Genomic DNA, 20,387 nt, shown 5'->3' on the forward strand with positions numbered 1-20,387 from the left:
ATCTAAAATCCAAAATCTCTTAATCCAAAATCCAAAATCTAAAATCCAAAATCTCTTAATCCAAAATCCAAAATCCAAAATCTAAAATCCAAAATCCAAAATCCAAAATCCAAAATCTAATTGACTTTAAATTTGCTTGCAGTCATTAACAACTCTTGTGCCATCTTGGATAATTGTTGGAAACCTTCTGCAATTTCATTGGATTCAGCAAATGTTTTCTTGGAGATTTCAGCAACATCTTTCATGGATGTTGTGACGGAAACAGATTGTGCTATTTGTGTTTGTGTGGCTTTTGTAATTTCTTGAAGAAGGTGGCTAATTTCTGCAGTTGCGGCAACAATTTCGTTGAGATTGTGTCGGGTTTCCTTGACTAAACTTGTCCCTTCTAAGACTTGTTGAATCCCTGTCTCCATTGCAACTGCAACTTCTCCAGTTTCTGCTTGAATTTCTTGGACTAATTTCTCAATTTCTATAGTTGCTGCTGCTGACTGGCGAGATAATGAACGGACTTCATCTGCTACGACTGCGAAGCCTTTACCATATTCACCCGCACGAGTGGCTTCAATTGCAGCGTTTAATGCTAGAACGTTGGTTTGTGTCGCAAAATTACCAATCAAATTGACGACTTTGGAGATTTTTTGCGAGGATTCACTGAGACGTTTAATCTTTTTACTGGTTTGAGCAACAGTTTCTCGAATTGCTTGAATGGCTTCTACAGTCAAGTTCATTGCGCGATCGCCTGACTCTACTGTCTGGTTTGCTCTTTGCACGGCAACGTTCACCAATTCAGCACTTCCAGCAACCGCTTGGGCGGAGTTGAGCATCTGTTGTAATTCGCTTAAAGCAACTGTAATTTCCTCTGATTGCTGCTGTGCTAAGTTTGTTAATCCTCCCAAAGCAATGTTGCTACTACCGGAAGTTTGGACGACTTGTTGGGCTGCGTTTTGCAACTGAATGACAATTTGCCGTAGGGCTTGCAGGGTATTGTTGTAAGCATCTGCTATTGTACCTAGGGTGTCTTCTGTAATGGGTGCGCGTACTGTCAAGTTCCCTGTCAGGGCGGGTTTGACTGCTGTTAAAAGCTGGATGGCTTCTTGTTGGAATAACTCCTTGGCTGCTTTTTCCCGTTCTGCGGCTTCTGCAAGTTTCACCGACTGTATCTGTAGTTGTTGCAAATATTCTGCTTGTTGTAGGGCTATCCCTAACTGATCGCCAATGTTTGCTATCAAGCTTACCTCTGATTCTTCCCAATCGCGTGGAGATGAGTTTTGATAAGCTGCGAGTAAACCCCATAATTTTGAGCCAAAAAAGACGGGAGCAACGATGTAAGCTTTGGCTTCTATCTGCTCTAACATTTCAAGGTAACACGCAGAGTGTTTTGCTTTGTAAACGTCATTGATGGCAAAAGTTTCTCCTTTTGCAAAACAACTTCCCAGGGTTTGTTGTAAGTGACTATCTTCCCAAACAGTGTTATTACCAGGTAATACCAGTCTTGTCCAACCGTTCCCTACAGATTCTGTCATAAACTCGCCACTCCAATCCGGGTTGAAACGATAAACTCCTACGCGATCGCACCGCAGTAATTGGCGGACTTCTTGGGTGGTGGTTTTGAAGATACTATCTATATTCGAGGATTGTCGGATGCGGTTGACAATTTTAGTTAACGCTTTTTCTTGTTCGGCTATTTGAGAGAGCTGTTCGGATTTCACGCTTACTTGTTCGATATACTCGGCTTGGATGACTGCTACACCAAATTGCATCCCAATCTGAGTTAAAAAAGTAATTTCCCAGGATTGCCATTCACGAGGTGCAGAATTTTGATACGCCGCGAGCAATCCCCACAATTTTGCCCCAGAGAACACTGGAACAATCATATAAGCTTTAACTTCAAACTGCTCTAAAATCTCAACATGGCAGGAAAAATGTCCTACTTTATATATGTCATTGACGACAAAGCTTTCGCCTTTGGCATATCGACCCCCTTGTGTTTCTTGCAAGTGGGTGTCTTCCCAGACTGTTTTGATATCTGGTCCCACAAGCTTCACCCAGCCACTTCCTACAGACTCTGCTAAAAACTCACCACTCCAATCGGGGTTGAAACGATAAACTGCAACGCGATCGCATCGCAGCAACTGACGGACTTCTTGAGTTGTGGTTTGGAAAACTCGATCGAGAGCCGATACCCGCAATACCTTGTCGATCACTTTTGCTACAGCAATTCTAGCTTGTGTTTGTTGTTGCTGTTGCTTTTGCGATTCAATCTGCTGTAGTCTGTAACTAAATTCTGTTGATATTTGAGAGAGTAATCCAATCTCTACTTCTTGCCATTGATGGGCTGTTGCACAACAGTTGGCTACCAACAAACCCCAAATTTTACCTTCTACCATAATTGGTACACTCAAACTCGCTTTGATTTGAAACTTCTCCAGTAGTTGTTTCTGATATGGGGTAAGGTCAATCTGGTTGATATTATCTATGACAACAGGTTCTAAAGAATCTTGAGTTGGATTTATACCAAAAATCATGGATGGTAAGTTCTCTTCCAATGTTGGTGTCCAACTTGTTAATCTTGCTTCTTCTATAACCACACCAGCTTCAGGAGAATAAAAGCGGTAAATTAGAACGCGATCGCTACTCAATTTCTCTCTAATTTCTTTTACCGTCACTTTAGCTAGGATATCGATATCCAATGTTTGACGCATTTGGACTCTAATTTCCTGTATTTGCTTCCGCCAAAGTCTTAATTGCTCCGAAACTACATTTAATATTATAGTTTCACCAGGTGAATTATTATCTGTATTTTGTTCTGATTCTTGATTAACTTGATATAAAGCTGTCATAATTTAAACCTCAAATTTTGGATAATTTAGTTGGTAAAATCGAAGCAATACAACTAAAGGTAATGTTATTTTGGCTCAATTGTAGTTTTACCAAATTGAAGATTGCACAATTGCTGACGCATCTAAAGAAATAATCATCTCTTCTGATTGATTGATGAAATATCCTTGTAAAAAAGGAGAAATCTGTAAAGAAAAAAATTGGTTATCTGGATACTTCATCTGCGTTGGATCTAATAATTCAATATCCATAAGCTGGCGCACCAAAAGCCCTAAAGACTTTCCCTCATATTGCAGAACAATTGTCATGAGCTTTGAAAATAAATTTATCTCGTTAGAAACTGGTGTGTAACCCAGCATCTCCTCAAGATCCACTACCCACAGCATCTCACCTCGCCAGTTATATGTCCCTACAACACAACTAGGCATTTGAGGAACCGCACATATTTCCATTAATGAGATTTGAAAGACTTCGATAATATGTTGTAAAGGGATAACAGCGGTATCCTTTAGCCCCAAATGAAAACTTAAAAACTTTTGCTGTATTTCCAGTGCTACTTGTTTCATTCTTGGTAGAAAACTCCTGATTTTTGAAATATATGTGGTAGGGTGGGCATAGAAGCGCCCTGTCAAGGTAAGTCAAAACTTCAGGAAATCAATACCTCTGCCCCTCTTACCTGGAGCGTACTCTGCGTCTCGGCGGTTAAATAAGTTACTTTTGAACCGCAGAGGCGCTGAGAGCGCAGAGAGAAAAGATGAGGAATTACCACTTGAATCAAAATTTTATGAGTCATCTTGACAGGGCTAGCATTGCCCACCCTACAACAAGATTTATGATTCTTGTATAAAAATTCAAACTTCTTTAAGTACAGATAATATTTACAACTTACAATTGACAAAAAATAATTATTTTTTATCTTAATTGCATCAAAGTTTTCAATAAATCTTCTTGATTAATAGGTTTACAGATATAAGCATCAGCTCCTAGCATAGAACCCCACATCTTATCAACATCAGTGTTTTTAGTCGAGCAAATAACGACCGGAATTTTACTAGTACTGGGATTGGCTTTCAATTCTCGACAAATTTCAAAACCACTTTTACCAGGTAAAATTACGTCAAGAAAAATGACATCGGGTTTATTCTTTTCTATCTTCTCCTGAACTTCATCACTGTTGGTAGCGCTGACTACAGAGTAACCTGCAGATTGTAGGTAAACTGTCAGCAGTTGCATATCAGTTAAAGCATCGTCAACAACTAAAACGGTACCCATAGCAATTACTACTAAATTTCTTTAAAAGACAAAATGGAATCAAACATCACTTGAACTATTAAATGCAAGAGAAATGTTTACAACGTTATTCTATATTGGTTGATAATTTCGCCAGTAGGTTCAGCAAAAACACTTAGATTCACATAATTTAACATTAATCCTGTTTAAGTGATGGTGCTTGCAAATACTTCTCTATTGTGGCTATGACTTTATTTGCAACAATAGGTTTGGTAATAAAATCAGTGCAGCCTGCTACCTTAGCACGAACCCTATCAAAAACACCATCACTACTTGTTAGAATAATCACAGGTGTGTCAGCCAACATAGAAGTTCGCCGCAACTGACCGCAGATTTCATAGCCATTTGCCACAGGCATAACCAAATCTAAAAAAATTAGTTCTGGTTTGCTTTGAATAAGTATTGGTAGAGCTTGTACGGAGTCTTCAATTTTTACACACCTTAACCCGTGAGAAAGAAGAATTCCCTCTAGCATTTGGCATACTTGAGGGCTATCATCAACACAGGCTATCAAGGGAGCAGTTGATTTGATTGATGGGAGAGCAGTTTTTTGAGTTCCACTAACTTGTAAAGGTAAATCGGGGACTTGTATCAGTTCGATTGTTCCGTTTTGAATGTAAGGAAATAAGGAACGGGTTAGAGGTAGCACACTTTGCTTCATTTTTACTGCTAAATCCCGCAAAGTGGACTTTCCGTTTAATAAAGTGACAAAATTTTTATAAGTAGATGCACTGACTTGATGCTGGAGTTGTTCTGGTTGTTTCAGTATAGGTGCTAAGTTAGGAGAGATATGCTCCAAACCTGTTTCTAACCAAGTTTGCCACGAGTCTTGCATAAGTTTCATAGACATATCTACACCCGTGGAACTAAAAAGCACTTCTAGAGCAGTTGCTTGGTTGCGATCGCAACTTACAGAAGCAAGATTTGCTTGTTGAATTGCGTCAAACAATACTTCTGCAATTGTATTATCAACAATTGCTTTGATTTGTTCTCGCTGGATTTGTTCGGTTTTGTATAAATTCGCTAGAAGGCGATAATCCCAATAATCTTTTGATATATCCTCCATGCGTAATTGTATTTTTTGTATATTTAGTTCGGGACAGTATCGAGCCATTTGCCTGTACCATCGCCGCAAGGGTTGATCCCCTCCTGTTGCCCAAACAATTCTTCCCAATCGATAGAAAAAAGTCCACGTCTGTCCCTCAGTATTCTTGATATCTAATTTGCCACTATATTGTAACTGCGTACAAGCTTGAAATTCGCTCAATAACTTGTTCCATACTAATGGCTCTGATTTATTCATACTTTATTCCTTCTTTATTTCTTTGACTTAGTCATGTAAATTTTCCAATTTTCTGAAATTAGATGTTTTGGAAAAAAAATAAATAAATACATATAATTTTACCAACTTTATCCGGAGAGCTATCTCTAATACTTGTAGATGTTGGTATATGGTAAGCTATCAATTTTTGATTATAAAAAAATCAAAGACCAAGATAGCAGAAGGTATGCTCTAAAGCACAATTTATATTTGTACCTAATAGAGGATAATGTATCTGCTAAAACATTCTTTGTCGGAAGGTTACCATAGCCCAAAACCAGACGATCTATAGAAACTATCAAGAATCATAAACTTTTCTCAGCCAAGAATAAATCCGTAAAAGCTCTGAACTATTATTCTTAGTAGTTTCTGCTTGTTTGAAGCTTTTTATTCTTATCTTTAATTTTTCTAAGTAAATGGTTATCGTAGTTTATGTAGGTAGGACTAAAGCCCACCACATAAAACTTTTGGTGGGCTTTAGCCCTACCTACGTACAGTTCTACATACAGTTCAAAAATCAAATAGGAGTTCTATAGTTAATCTGACTTCATAAAATCTTCAATTATTATTATTGTTTTTAAAACTTGAAAATAAGCACGAGTTAAGAACCCGTCAATGGTAATGTCTGTAAGTGAGATGGGCTTTTACCAGACACTCTTGGGCTCTTTAAGTATTTCTGTAAGACACTCATGACTTTATCGGCTGCTATGGGTTTAGTGATAAATTGTGTTGAATTAACCACCTTAGCACGGACTCTATCTATCAAACCATCACTACCCGTTATGATAATAACAGGTGTGTTAGCAAAGGTAGAAATTCGTCGTAACTGGGCGCATAGCTCATAACCGCTAACAACTGGCATCATGAGATCTAAAAAGATGAGGTCTGGCTTTTGCTGAATAATGGTTGGTAATGCTTGTACTGAATCGTGAATTTTAAGAAACCTGAATCCCTTAGAGGTTATGATTTCTTCTAGCATTTGGCAAACTTGAAGACTATCATCTACACACGCTACAAGTGGTGCTGCTGATTCTACAGATTTGTTAGAGGTAGGATTATTATTAATTTCTGTTATTAAAGGTAGATCGGGTACTTCCACCAATTCAACAATTCCTTTGTGGATATAAGGCAGTAAAGAACGAGCAACTGACAAAGGATTGTGATTCATTTTGACTGCTAAATCCCGTAAGGTATATTTCCCGTTTAGCAGAGCTAGAAAATTTTTGTAGACAGATGGGCTGACTAGTTGTTGAAGTCGATCTGGTTGACGCAGCAGTGGTGAAGAATCTGGAAAAATATTGACTAAGCTAGCATCAGACCACGTTTTCCAAGAATCTTCAACCTGCTTTAATGATAGATCGGCACTTGTGAAGCTAAGAGGTGCTTCTAAGATAATGTCGTGATTGCGTTCTCTACCAAGTACGGTGTTGCCAGTGTTAGAATTTCCAGTCGCAACAACGTTTACCTGCTGTACTACGTCAAATAACAGTTCAGAGATTGTGTTGTCCACAATCACTTTAATTTGTTCCCGTTTTAATTTCTGTCTTTGATATAAAATGACTAAAAGATTGTAATCCCAGTATTCAATTGATACGTCTTCCACGCGAAACCTGATCTTCTCACAATCTATTTCTGGGCACTGTTGAATCATATGTCTGCGCCAGCGCCGCCATGGATGAGTTCCACCTGTTGCCCATACTATCCGCCCCAGCCGGTAATAAAAGCTCCATGTATTTCCTTGAGAACTTTTTATTTCCAATTTGCCATTGTGTTGTAATTGAGAAGATGTAAGAAATTCATTAAGCAGATTTTTCTGATCGATCGCTTCCGAATGGTTCATGCTTTTTCCCTGTATTTAAAATTTGACCTTTTTACACTCTTAACTACTCCCTTCCCGATCTAAAGTTACCAATTTTGTAGGGTTCTTAGTGCTCGCCATCATTCAACTTTGGGTACTATCCACCCTACCCTTTTAGGTAATATAGCTAGTGTTTCGAGAGTAATTGTCAAGTCATTTATAGAGAAGCATTTTTATAAATTTATGTAAAATGGCAACCCTATTTGGATAGGTACCATTGATTTTACATTACGATACGGCTTAAGCTATTAAGCTTCGCTTATCGCAATACTACTCCCTTTCTGCTCTAAAATTACCGATTTCTATAGGTAGAGCTATCGCGCACGTTCAATTTTGCTTGGCTTTAGCCCTACATACGCCTTAGTAATTGAATGACGAACTAGGAATAAATGAACATCAAAACATTACTCTTTTTTTTAGACAGGTAGGATTGCTACGAATCAAAAGTAAAATATGTTTATCCTTAGTTAATCCTATACATTGAATCACTAAATTCAATCAGTATAAATTCTGATTTCTTGGGATGTTAAGCAAAAGTTGTGTATGAAGCCTACATCGACTGGATTGACCTGGTTTTGCTCGGAAAAATTATAAATAGCTTTATGAAAATAATATTGTATCTTTAAGAGTGAATGATAAAATATCAGTCCATTAATTGAGAAGAATCCAGAATCCAGAATTCAGAATTCAGAATCTCCCCATGAATAAATTCAGGGGATTCAAAGAAGTAGAAATTTTTCTTGCCTCCACGGATAAATCCGGGGGCTTTCAAAAAGGTGCTATCCAGTCCCATAACATAGCAGCTGAATTCTGGCGGATGTATTCTGACTACTTTTTCTGGTAAAAATATATGACTTCTTTATTATCATTTTCAATAATAAATGTCTACTTCACAATTAGTGACTGCATTTGTAGTAAAATACAGTCATACAATCAACCTTGTTTATGGGAAGCCTCAGAGCAACATCCCACACAGTACACTAGGACTTTTATTGTTCTTAACTGTTCACTGGTCATTGTTCACCTGTTTGTAGCTTGCAACAGATGCTCTGAGATTACCTTGATGTTCTGACAAAAGCTTTAAACCTTCCTCTTGTTCCAACCCAGTCCAATGCATCAAAAGTGCCAACTTGACCCATTTACCACTGCGTTCTAACAAAAAACCAGCTGCATCTCGACTTAAGCCTGTGAGGTCTTGTAATATTCGCAAAGCGCGATCGCGTAACTTTTGATTTGTCACCGCCACGTCTACCATGCGATTGCCATAAACTTTACCTAACTTGACCATAATCCCTGTAGAAAGGATATTTAAAGCCAGTTTTGTCGCCGTCCCTGCTTTCAAACGAGTTGAACCCGCCAGTACCTCTGGTCCCGTCAACAGACGAATATCAATATCAGCATCACTGCTGACTTGCTCCACCGGAACACACGCTATAAATATAGTTTTAGCCCCCCGTTGACGGGCTGCACTTAATGCACCATGAACAAAAGGTGTAGTTCCGCCAGCTGTAATACCAACAACAATATCAAGTTGGGTAATCTGACGTTGAGCGATCGCAGTTTCTCCATCTTGGGAGCGATCCTCTAAATCTTCAGAACTGCGGAGGAGTGCGCCCGCACCGCCAGCAATAATACCCTGCACCATTTCCGGAGAGGTACAAAATGTCGGTGGACATTCTGCGGCATCCAACACTCCCAATCTACCACTTGTGCCCGCACCAATGTAAAACAGGCGTCCTCCATGGCGCATTCGTTCTGCACAAAGTTCAATCGCTTCAGCTAACTGGTTTTTAGCGGCTGCTACCGCCGCTACTGCCTTTGCATCCTCACGATTAAACAATTCTACTAATTCCAAAGTACCGAGCTGGTCTAAGTTCAGACTATCAGGATTGATTTGCTCAGTTAAAAGATGTCCGCGTTCCTGCAAATTTGTCATTTTGTTAGTCGTTAGTTGTTGGTTGTTGGTTGTTGGTTGTTAGTTGTTAGTTGTTGGTTGTTGGTTGTTGGTTTTTCTGCTAACCACTAACCACTAACCACTAACCACTAACCACTAACTAACTACAATAATCCTTCTAGTTGGCGACGAATACTATCCAGTTCCGACTGAGATAATTCTGAGTTCTCCTGTGACTCTTGAGTGCGATCCAAAGTTCCCGCACCCGCATCTTGTTTTGAGTTTGGGTTCCAATCGGTTTCATCAACATTCACTTCTGGAGGAACGATCAAACTATTGCTCTCACTTGGGATGATTTCCCAATCATAGTTTGCGCTGGCACAAAATTCTTCCACTTCCTCTGAATCAATCGCTTCTACCGTCGGTGACAGAAAATCCTGAGCTTCCAACATGAGGGCAAAGCGCGTAGCATCGTCTTCCGACTCAAACATCAGAACCTTGTTGCGATCGCCTACTTGAATTGTATGTATTCCCTCATTTTCTGTTCTAGCGTTAAATAGTAGTACAAAAACACGCATGAGAGTAGTTTTTTAGTTTTATGTCTTGAATTCCATCATACTTAAACAGGAGCAAAATGAATTGCACTTTATTTTCCTCTCCCCCTACTCCCTACTCCCACTCCCTAATTGTTAAGTAGGATTGCTAGTTCCGTATTCGGTATCGTCAGTTATCCTTGAGTAGGCATAGCCATGATTCTGCCAGTTGATTGTCATTTTTGACTGTAGCAGATACATTCGGTAAGTCAACAGTAAAACGACATGATAAACGCTTGCAATCCAGAACAACCCTCAAAACCCTCCGGTACCAAAAACAGTGTCAAAAAATCTACTTGGTTTCTCCTTCTGAGTAGAGGTAGCATTGCTCTGGGTGGTTTTCTGCTGATTGGACTTGCAGGCGGCGCATGGCGACTGTGGAATTTTATTCGTACAGAGTTAGTACCACTGGCGGAAACAAGCCTTACCACCACACTCAACCGTCCCGTAGAATTGGGTGATGTTAAAGACTTTTCTCTGACAGGAGTAAAGTTTGGTGCTTCAGCACTACCAGCAACACCGACAGATCGAGACAAAGCCACTGTTGAAGCAGTCGAAGTCCGTTTCGATCCATTAGGCTTATTGTTGAACCGACACCTCAAGCTAGATGTAACCCTAGTCAATCCCGATATTTACATAGAACAAGATGAACAAGGGAACTGGATTACAACCACCATTGCACCTCCAGGTAAAGAAGGACCAATTAAAACCGATTTAGATAAACTGCGGGTTCGCAATGCTCGGTTAGTTCTAGCACCCATGAGGAGTGGGGAAAGTGTATCCTCTAGCGTCTCAGCATCACCAAATCTTCCACAAATCCCAACCCCAGAAACAATTCCCAACACCCCTACCTTCTCCAATCACCAATCCTCAATCCAAAATCCAAAATCCAAAATCCAAAATCCAAAATCCTCAGTAGAATTTTCCCAACTTAATGGAACAGCTCAGTTTTTAGAAAATAACGAGCTGATAAAATATGATGTCAATGGAGTTCCAAAGACTGGTGGTAACATATCCATACAGGGAGAAACTCGTCCGAAGACGTTGGCGTTTGAAACTAACTTACATTTGAAAGGGGACTTGAACGCCACAGAAGTCACTCGCTTGATTAAATTGCCGATTTTTTTACTGGATGGTCGAGTTCAAGCTGATTTAAAGATTCCCAAGCTGCTACTCAAGCAACAATCTGAAAAACCGCAAAGCCCGTGGATATATGGAACTGCTACCGCACAAGGGGTAACACTCCAGGTTCCCAATATGCCACAACCATTTATCAATTCTCAAGGTAACTTGCGTTTTGATGGCAGCCGAATTCACTTAGATAATGTGGCAACTCGCTATGGTAAAGTTCCTCTCATTGCTAGTGGTTTTCTCGATACTGAAAAAGGTTTTAATTTAGCAGCACGTGTCGATGCTGTTAGTATTGCCCTAGCCAGAGAAACTCTCAACATCCAACTTCCATTTCCTACCCTGGGGGAAGTGAAAGCTGACTTAAAAGTGATTGGCACAACTGAGAAACCTATCCTTTTGGGTAAAGTAGCTACCATCAAACCTGCCAAAATTGACAAAATAGATTTTGATAGCGTTGGCGCACAGTTTGAGTTTTCTCCTGTTGCCTCCGTTATGACTTTTAAAAATATTCAAGGGCAAGCCACAGTCGGTGGTGATATTACGGGGAGCGGCAAAATTCAATTGAATGCTAATCCCCAACTGACTCAACTAAATTTTAATTTTAAGGCAAAAAATATTTCAGGAGATGCGATCGCATTTCTCTACGGCACAAAACCTCCCATTCAAATTGGTAAAGTTGCGGCTGTCGGCAAATTAACAGGCACTCCTGAGACAATTCAAACATCAGCGCAATGGCAAGCACCCGAAGCCACCTACCCCGCAACAGGTGAACTCACCGTCACACCCAATAAAACTGTTTCATTCCGCAATGTTGCGCTTCGTGTTGCTGGTGGTACGGTAAAGGCTCACGGGACTTGGAACGAACAGCAATGGCAAGCAGTCGCTGATGCATCTCAAATTCAAGTCCAACACTTTGTCAATCCCGCACAAGTTCAAAATGTATCTCTGAACGATGCAAGATTTAATGGGCGTCTCATCCTGTCGGGAACCTCAGCCCCATTTCAAATTGCTGCAATTCGTCCTGAGAATGCCAGAGTTCAAATTGCTGGTGGTACGGTTGCAGTTTCCAACCTTCAATTTAACGAGCAAAATTTTTCCGCACAACTCGTTGCTAATGACATCAGATTGGGACGTTTGTTAAAAACTCAGATACCCCCGGCTTTCACCGGACCATTGGCAGGTAAAGTACAAGTATCGGGTAACACAAATGATTCTAACCTCAAAACCTTCCGTGCCAGTGGGGAAGGACGCATAGGAATTGGAAATGGTACAGTCATAGCTTCCAATATCCAAGTGGCTAACGGCGTGTATCAAATGCAACTGCAAGCGAATGACGTAGCACTCCAGGAAGTGGCACAACTCCCTAAGGAATATCGGGGAAGGTTAACCGGTCAATTTAATGTTGCTGGTTCTTTGGAATCATTCCAACCGCAAGCAATTCAAGCGATCGGTCAAGCACGGGTTAAGATAGCAGATGGCACGGTAATTGCTAATCATATTCAACTAGCGAACGGTCGGTACAGAGCACAGTTTCAAGCAAATGATGTGGCGTTGCAGCGATTGGTACCGCAGTTACCCCCGCAGTTTCAAGGTAGGATGACTGGTTTGTTTAATGTGGCAGGTGGCATTGATTCATTGAGTCCGCAAGCTATCCAAGCCATCGGTCAGGCAAGGGTTAATTTTGGCAGAGGCTCGGTGACAGCTTCAAATATTCAAGTGGCTAACGGTCGTTATCAGGTACAACTTCAAGCTCAGAATATACCTGTGCAGCGAATGGCACAGATTCCTACGCAGTTCCACGGTAATTTAACGGGTCAGTTTAATGTTGCTGGTTCCCTGGAGTCTACCCAATTGCAAGCCATTCGAGCTACAGGTCAAGCAAGAATGAATGTTGCAGGCGGTGCGATCGCAGCTTCTGATATCCGCGTAGGTAACGGAAATTACCAAGCTGTGGTGGATGCATCTGGTGTAGAATTAACTCGATTTTCACCGGATTTACGCGGTCAGTTGGGTGCAAAAATGCAAGTAGCGGGTAAGGTGGGGGCTTTTGATATAGCATCTGTCCGTGCTGTCGGTGAGGTGCAGTTTTCTCAAGGCATTTCTGTTATCGAGCAACCACTGACAGCATCTGTTGGTTGGGATGGAAAACAAGTCATAGTTGAGAAGGCAACTGCTCCCGATTTAAATGCTAATGGTTACATTTTTGCCAAAACAAATGGAGCCGGAGTACCTGAAATTACGGGTTTAAATCTGAATGTCCAAGCCCAAAATGTCAATCTGCAAAAGTTACCCTTATCTCTTCCAAATTTGGCAACTTTAGTTGGTAAAGCTGATTTTGGCGGAAGAATTACCGGTCAGTTGCCAGTTCCAGATATCCAAGGGCAATTGAGATTGCGAGATTTGGCAGTCAATCAGATAGCTTTTGAATCTGTGTTAACTGGAAATATTGGGTTGGTACAGGGAAAGGGTTTTAATTTGAATGTAGCAGGGAAACGCGATCGTATTGCTTTGAATGCAGGTTCGGTAGGTAAAGATGCGTCATGGCGTGTCTCTACCTTTGATGTGCGTTGGCAAGATGCGGTAGCATCGGGTCAATCGAATGGGGATGTTTTGGCAATGAAGGTGGAAAACTTCCCGTTACAAATATTAAATATAGCTCCTCCCCCCAGTACACCCTTTGGGAGGGGTACGATCGCTGGATTGTTAACTGGAAGTGCTGAGTTCAATCAAAAGACATTTGCAACTAATGGTAATGTTACGATTGAGAAACCTAAATTTGGAAGGATTGCAGGCGATCGCCTCAGTACACAATTCCGCTACGGTGATGGAAAAGCAACCATTACAAGCAGTGAATTTGCGAAAGGAGCAAGTCGTTATGCTCTAGCGGGGACTTTTGCCCAAACTGCTAAAGGTCCCCAAATACAAGGTAAGCTGAATGTTACCAAAGGTGAAATTCAGGATGTTCTGGCTGTACTACAGTTATATGAATTACAAGATGTCCAACGCGGTATGGCAGAACCAACCTATGGTAGAGCAGCAGACTTAGGTAGCATTAAGCCAGTTGGTTTGCCCGACAAGCCGTTAATAACACAAATGCAGCGCTTGGCTGAAATTGATTATTTGCTGTCACAGCAGCAACAAAAACGGCGCGATGCTTCTCCCATACCAGATTTAGCAGATTTAAATGGAACTTTTAGCGGTGAAGTGAGTGTAGATACAGCAACTGCAAACGAGCTGTCTGCAAACTTTAATTTAAACGGTCAAAACTTTGCTTGGGGAAGAGGAGACGAACCAAATCGTTATTATAAAGCCGAACAGGTCATCGCTCAAGGTAAATTTGAAAATGGGGTTTTGACACTCTTACCTTTGCGACTAGAATCTGAAAATAGACTCATTGCTTTCACGGGTAATATTGGTGGAAAAGAACAGTCCGGTCAATTGCGAGTCAAAAATTTCCCCATAGAAGTTTTAAATAATTTTGTGAAATTACCAGTTGGTTTAACGGGTAATCTCAACGCCACAGCCGCGTTAGCAGGTAGCATTAACAATCCACTTGCTAAAGGGGAATTAGAAATCAATGAAGGAACTCTCAATCAAAAGGGAGTCGATTCCGCAAATGCAAGTTTTAGCTATAACAACGGTCGTTTAGATTTTGGCAGCATTCTGGCAGTTTCTGGGAATGAGCCGGTGAATATTAGTGGTAGCATACCTTACAAATTACCTTTTGCTACTAAAGCACCAGACAGCAATACAATTAGTTTAGATGTGAAGGTACAAAATGAAGGATTGGCAATCTTAAATTTGTTAAATAATCAGGTCGCATATGAAAGCGGTGTGGGAGAAATTGACCTCAAAGTGCGGGGAACTGTACAGAAGCCAACCCTAAATGGAATTGCGAAGATTAGTCAAGGTATCTTTACATCCCAAGCCTTACCAGGGAAGATTACGGATGTGATTGGAAAGGTGAATTTTGATTTTGACCGCGTTATTGTAGAGAATATTCAAGGTCAATATAATAATAAAGGTGCGATCGAAGCCAAAGGGCAAATTCCCATTTCCAGTACAGAAAAACTGGAAAATCCCCTTACAGTTAGTTTGCAACAATTAGCAGTCAATTTGAAAGGGCTGTATCAAGGGGGAGTAGATGGTAAATTAGAGATTGCAGGATCTGCTCTTAGCCCGGTTATTGGCGGTCAAATGGCATTAGATAACGGTGAGGTGTTGCTAGCAGAAGCGGCTGAAGGGACAACAACTCCTGGGATGGGTAGTGGAATAAGTAGTATCAACGATACGCGGCTCAAACAAAACAAGCAAACAACTCCTGAAGTTGAAACTACGGAAACCAGGTTGAACAATCTACAGATAACACTTGGTAAAAACGTCAGAATTACTCGCGAACCGATTCTGAGTTTTCGGGCAACTGGTAGTCTTAATGTGAATGGCTTGTTGAGTCAACCTGTTCCAGAAGGAACAATTAGACTCAAAGAGGGAAGCGTCAATTTATTTACAACTCGGTTTAATCTTGTACGTGGTTACGCTCATAAGGCAATCTTTAGAGAGAATCAGCCACGCGACCCCGATTTAGATATTCAGTTGTTTGCCAAGGTGCTGGATACAACTCAAGGTACCGATCTAAATAAAGCAAATATCACAGGGTTAGCGTCTTTAGAGACAGTGCGTGTTGAAGCTAGGGTAGAAGGACCTGCAAGCCAACTTGATAAAAATCTTGAATTGGTGAGTTCTCCCGCACGCAGTCAAACAGAAATTGTTGCTTTATTAGGTGGTGGATTTATCGATACTCAAGGGCGTGGCGGTGATAGTACATTAGGGCTGATTAATATGGCTGGTTCAGCAGTGTTGAATAATTTACAGGGACCTCTGAACCAACTGGGAACTGCACTGGGGTTAAGTGAATTGCGTATATTCCCAACAATTCTTTCGGATAATCCAGAAGCAGGGCGCAACAGTTCTAGTTTGGAGTTAGCCGCAGAAGCAGGAGTCGATATTACTCGCAGGATTTCTGTTTCCGGGCTGAAGATTTTAACAACTGGCGATCCGGTGCAGTGGGGTGTTAACTACCGACTTAACGACTCGATTCGTCTCCGTGGTACAACTAATTTTTCTGATGACAATCGTGCTGTGGTTGAGTTTCAAAAGCGATTTTAAAAGGATAAAGTATCAAGCAAGAAAGCTGAAATACAGCATTTTTCAAATCATGTCTCCACTTGTACCGCATGAGAACTCCAACCGCTTGGGGCTGCTGCTTCAACACTTTAACTGGAGGCTGAGCCTCCTGCTATGCATTCCCAGGCTGAGCCTGGGAACGAGACAAGGGTACATAACGAGACAAGGGTACATAACGAGACAAGGGTACATAACGAGACAAGGGTACATAACGAGACAAGGGTATCTTACCTTCCCATCTTTCGTTTCATTTGTTCTAACTCGTCTTCGGTTTCCCAACGGCGGAATTTTTCTTCTAAGTCGTCATAGCTACTGGAATAACTACTCGTGGAATTCCATCCTGCGGTTTCCAACCTCTGCTGAGCTTGAGCGCGTGCTGTTTGTGCTTCTGTGGCTTTGGCTTGCACTTCTTGTCGCCTCTGTTGAATTTTTTTCAGTAGTTCCTTTGCTTGGGTAATCCGTTCTTTTACCCCTTGCATTTGTCCCCAAAGCTGGTTTCCTTCGCGCAGTAAGGCGGCTTCTCGCTGTTGGGCGGCGGCTACTAAATCCTGTCTGTTGGCACTTTTTGCCTTTTCTACCCGGATATGCCACTTTTGAATTTCTTGGGCAGTGGACAAAACATCGTCTTGCTTTCGCTTTTCTTGCAATTGTAAATCTGCAATCAATTTTAACGTATCTTCCTCTTGCTCCCGCAGTTGCTCGAGTAGTGCTTCTAACTCTAGGTGCGGATTGTTTCGCAAGAATTCTTCTAAACGGTTTTCTAGAAACCTACTCAGGTCATCAAATAAGCCCACTGCTATAACTCCAGAGGTTAGTTATTTCTCTATTGTAGTAATTATTGTTCCGGACGAACACCAAGTTGTCTCTGTCTTGCTCTTGCGTTAAAATATACTTCTCTAAGCAGATGACAAATCTCCTCAGATACGGTGATTCTAAATTATTGCTCTTTCTCAAGATTATAAAACAGTATTAAGAATCTCTATCTAGTTAAGTAATTTGACTATTGCTATTGACCTACAGTTCTCATACCTTCAAAATCTTCTTTTGAAGAAGAAACTATACAATTTCCAAACCCCCCCATGTTTTGATATAAGTTAAGATTTAAGAATATGGATGAAGAAAATTTTGTCAATACACAAAAGGTAGATTTAACAAACTGCGATCGCGAAGCTATTCACATTCCCGGCTCAATTCAGCCTCATGGTATTCTTCTCGTTTTACAAGAACCAGACTTGAAGATTTTACAAGTCAGTCATAACATAACTAACTTTTTCAGAATTCCTGCCGAATCATTAATTAATCAAAACTTAGCGATTTTATTTCCTCCTTCTCAGATAGAACTTTTAAAAACTTGTATTGCTCAGGAAGAAGCAGAAGTCTTTAATCCTCTAAGATTATCAGTTGAGGTTGAGAGCACACTTTTAGTGTTTGATGGGATGCTTCATCGCAATGATGGTGTTTTAATCTTAGAACTTGAACCACCTTTGTCTTCTATAGAAAAAGGAGAACTCAGTTTTTACCATCAAGTTAAAGCATCAATTTCAAAAATTAAAAAAGCTGCTGATTTCCAAGAAGCCACAGAATTTATTGTGAAAGAAATCAGGAGAATAACTGGATATGACAGAGTCATGATTTATCGGTTTGAACCTGATGGGACTGGAGTTGTGATTGCTGAAGACAAACAAGAAGGGTTAGAACCTTACTTAGATTTACATTATCCAGCTTCAGACGTTCCCAAACAGGCCAGAAAACTTTATTATGATAACTGGTTGCGGCTCATTGTCGATATGAACTACCAACCAGTTGAAATTATACCTGCTATTAATCCTCTCACAAATGCTCCTCTGGATTTGAGTTATTCTTTGTTAAGAAGTGTCTCTCCCATACATAGAGAGTACTGTCAAAATATGGGTGTTGGAGCTTCTATATGCATTTCATTAGTTAATGAAAAACACCTTTGGGGGATGATAGTAGGGCATCACTATTCACCCAAGTATATTGATTATAAAACCCGTCATTATTGCGAATTTATTGGACAGTTAATGTCTGTTTATTTAGTAAAAAAGCAGAATGAAGCTACCGAAAGTTATCATCAGCAAATTCAGATATTCCAACAACAAATAAGGCAAGAGTTTTCCAATAATGTTCAAGAGATTGGGCAAATTTTAGAGAGAAACAGTCACAATTTACTAGATTTAGTTAGAGCAACAGGAGCCGCAATTTGTTTGGGTCAAGAGTTAATCTTAGTTGGTCAAACTCCATCCAGAGAAGCTGTACAAAATCTATTAACTTGGCTTATCAATACTCACAGAGAAGAAACTTTTTTTACAAACCATCTCTCTAAAATTTATCCATCAGCAAAGGAGTTCAAAGACTCTGCAAGTGGTCTGCTTGCTATTTCTATTCTAGTTTACCAAACATCTTATCACATACTCTGGTTTAGACCAGAAGTTATTGACACAGTCCATTGGGGAGGAAATCCGAACAAACCCGTAGTCGTTGAAAGTAATGGAAGCATGAGGTTATTACCGCGTAAATCTTTTGAATTATGGAAAGAAACTGTTCGAGAGAAGTCCTTACCTTGGCAACAAGTTGAAATTGATGCCGCACAGGAACTCAAAAATACACTCATGCTGGCAGTGTTAGAGTTTTCTCACTCAGCCCTAGAAGCAGCTGCAAAACAAGCCGACGTTGCCAACCGTGCAAAAAGCCAATTTTTGGCAAAAATGAGTCATGAACTGCGGACTCCCCTCAATGCCATTCTAGGCTTTACGCAGATCATGATTCGGGAAAATACCTTACCTTCACAGCAGCTAAAAAATCTAGAAATTATTAATCGCAGTGGAGAACATTTGCTAGCACTCATTAATGATGTTTTAGAAATGTCCAAAATTGAAGCAGGTAAAGTTACGCTCAACGAACACAGATTTGATTTACACTGGGTCATTGAGTCCATCAAAGAAATGCTGCAACTTAAAGCTTCTGCGAAAGGATTAAAACTTGTCTTTCAAGGTGTGTCAGATGTTTCTCGATATGTTATTGCCGATGAAGGTAAATTACGTCAAGTTTTAATTAATTTGCTGGAAAATGCTATTAAATTTACGCAAAGCGGTAATGTGACGCTAAGAGTAAGACTGGGGACAAGGGACTGGGGACTGGGGACTGGGGATAAGGAAGACAAGGGGGAGATGGAAGACAAGGGAGACAAGGGAGAAGTATCAGAAACCGATCTTCAATCCAAAATCCCAAATCCAAAATCCCAAATCCAAAATCCCAAATCCAAAATCCCAAATCCAAAATCCCAAATCCAAAATCCCAAATCTCTCATCTTTGAAATTCGTGACACGGGTTATGGAATTGCCACCGATGAACTTCAGACTATATTCGATCCCTTTGTTCAAGCATCTACAGGTCGTCAATCAATGGAAGGTACTGGCTTGGGTTTACCAATCAGTCGGCAATTTGTGCGCCTCATGGGGGGAGATATTTCAGTCACGAGTATTCCAGGTGAAGGGTCTATTTTTCGTTTTGATATTCGAGTCACTTTACCAAAGAAAACCGATGTCCTGGAATCATCGAAACCGAAACGGGTTATCAGTTTGCAACCCAATCAACCACAGTATCGTATTTTAGTTGTGGAAGATGTAGAAGAAAACCGCCTTTTGCTCGTTCGGCTTTTGGAGTCAGTTGGTTTTGAAGTGCGTTCAGCAGTAAACGGAGTAGAAGCTGTTGCTGTCTGGCAACAATGGAAACCACACCTGATTTGGATGGATATGCTGATGCCAGTTATGGATGGGTATGAAGCTACCAAAAGAATTAAAGCAACTTTAAAAGGTCAAGCAACTGTAATTATTGCTCTCACTGCTCATGCTTTTTCTGAGGAAAGATCGACGGTATTAGAAGCAGGTTGTGATGATTTCATCCCCAAACCTTTGCAAGAGGAGACACTCTTTGAAAAGATGGCAACACATTTAGGTGTGAAATATATCTATGCAGAGGAGAACCAACTTAATTCACCTGAGTTACTAACGCAGCCGTTGCATTTAGCACAAGATGCTCTTAAGGTTATGCCTTTGGAATGGGTGAAAAGACTGCATTGGGCTGCAATGGCAGTGGATGATGCTATCGTTCTGACTCTGATTCAAGAAATTCCAGAAGAACATTCGTCTCTTGCTCAGACTTTAAGCCGATTAGTGGAAAGTTTTCGTTTGGATATAATCGCCAGTGTCACTCCGGCTTATGTTGAGGAAGATTGTCACAGGGGGTAGGGGACAGGGG

The 20,387-nt window shown here is 40.7% G+C and carries 10 protein-coding genes; 2 read left to right on the forward strand and 8 right to left on the reverse strand.

The annotated features are described in order from the left end of the window. Window positions 1-116 precede the first annotated feature (116 nt). From F7734_RS52880 to F7734_RS52910, 7 genes are all read right to left on the reverse strand, one after another. Window positions 117-2,840, reverse strand: a complete 2,724-nt coding sequence (locus F7734_RS52880) for a GAF domain-containing protein (protein ID WP_155752264.1) — start codon at window positions 2,838-2,840, stop codon at window positions 117-119. A gap of 87 nt (window positions 2,841-2,927) precedes the next feature. Continuing rightward, on the reverse strand, window positions 2,928-3,404 hold the full coding sequence (locus F7734_RS52885) for a chemotaxis protein CheW (RefSeq protein ID WP_155752265.1): 477 nt from the start codon (window positions 3,402-3,404) through the stop codon (window positions 2,928-2,930). A 346-nt stretch (window positions 3,405-3,750) separates the two neighbouring features. Beyond that, complete coding sequence (locus F7734_RS52890) at window positions 3,751-4,110, reverse strand: response regulator (RefSeq protein ID WP_155752266.1); 360 nt, start codon at window positions 4,108-4,110, stop codon at window positions 3,751-3,753. A 154-nt stretch (window positions 4,111-4,264) separates the two neighbouring features. Then, entirely contained in the window at window positions 4,265-5,431 is a 1,167-nt protein-coding gene (locus F7734_RS52895) for a response regulator (protein WP_155752267.1), read from the reverse strand. Between the two features lie 619 nt (window positions 5,432-6,050). Then, window positions 6,051-7,289 carry a response regulator gene (locus F7734_RS52900; protein ID WP_155752268.1) on the reverse strand — a complete coding sequence of 413 codons (1,239 nt, stop codon included), beginning with the start codon at window positions 7,287-7,289 and terminating at the stop codon, window positions 6,051-6,053. 1,024 nt (window positions 7,290-8,313) lie between these two features. Further along, window positions 8,314-9,243, reverse strand: a complete 930-nt coding sequence (murQ, locus tag F7734_RS52905; RefSeq protein ID WP_155752269.1) for an N-acetylmuramic acid 6-phosphate etherase — start codon at window positions 9,241-9,243, stop codon at window positions 8,314-8,316. Window positions 9,244-9,365: 122 nt separating this feature from the next. After that, window positions 9,366-9,779 (reverse strand): DUF3110 domain-containing protein, encoded by a 414-nt coding sequence (locus F7734_RS52910; protein ID WP_155752270.1) that lies wholly within the window; start codon window positions 9,777-9,779, stop codon window positions 9,366-9,368. A 240-nt stretch (window positions 9,780-10,019) separates the two neighbouring features. Between F7734_RS52910 and F7734_RS52915 the strand changes: the two genes are divergently transcribed. Further along, window positions 10,020-16,091 (forward strand): translocation/assembly module TamB, encoded by a 6,072-nt coding sequence (locus F7734_RS52915; protein WP_155752271.1) that lies wholly within the window; start codon window positions 10,020-10,022, stop codon window positions 16,089-16,091. Window positions 16,092-16,336: 245 nt separating this feature from the next. On the opposite strand, the gene F7734_RS52920 is transcribed toward F7734_RS52915, so the two are convergent. Next, the gene (locus tag F7734_RS52920; protein WP_166482710.1) at window positions 16,337-16,903 is read right to left on the reverse strand and encodes a TIGR04376 family protein; all 567 of its coding nucleotides are present in this window, start codon (window positions 16,901-16,903) and stop codon (window positions 16,337-16,339) included. A gap of 315 nt (window positions 16,904-17,218) precedes the next feature. On the opposite strand from F7734_RS52920, the gene F7734_RS52925 reads away from it, so the two are divergent. Next, window positions 17,219-20,377 (forward strand): response regulator, encoded by a 3,159-nt coding sequence (locus F7734_RS52925; RefSeq protein WP_155752272.1) that lies wholly within the window; start codon window positions 17,219-17,221, stop codon window positions 20,375-20,377. The last annotated feature ends 10 nt before the right edge of the window (window positions 20,378-20,387 follow it).

The sequence above is a fragment of the Scytonema sp. UIC 10036 genome (genome assembly GCF_009725235.1).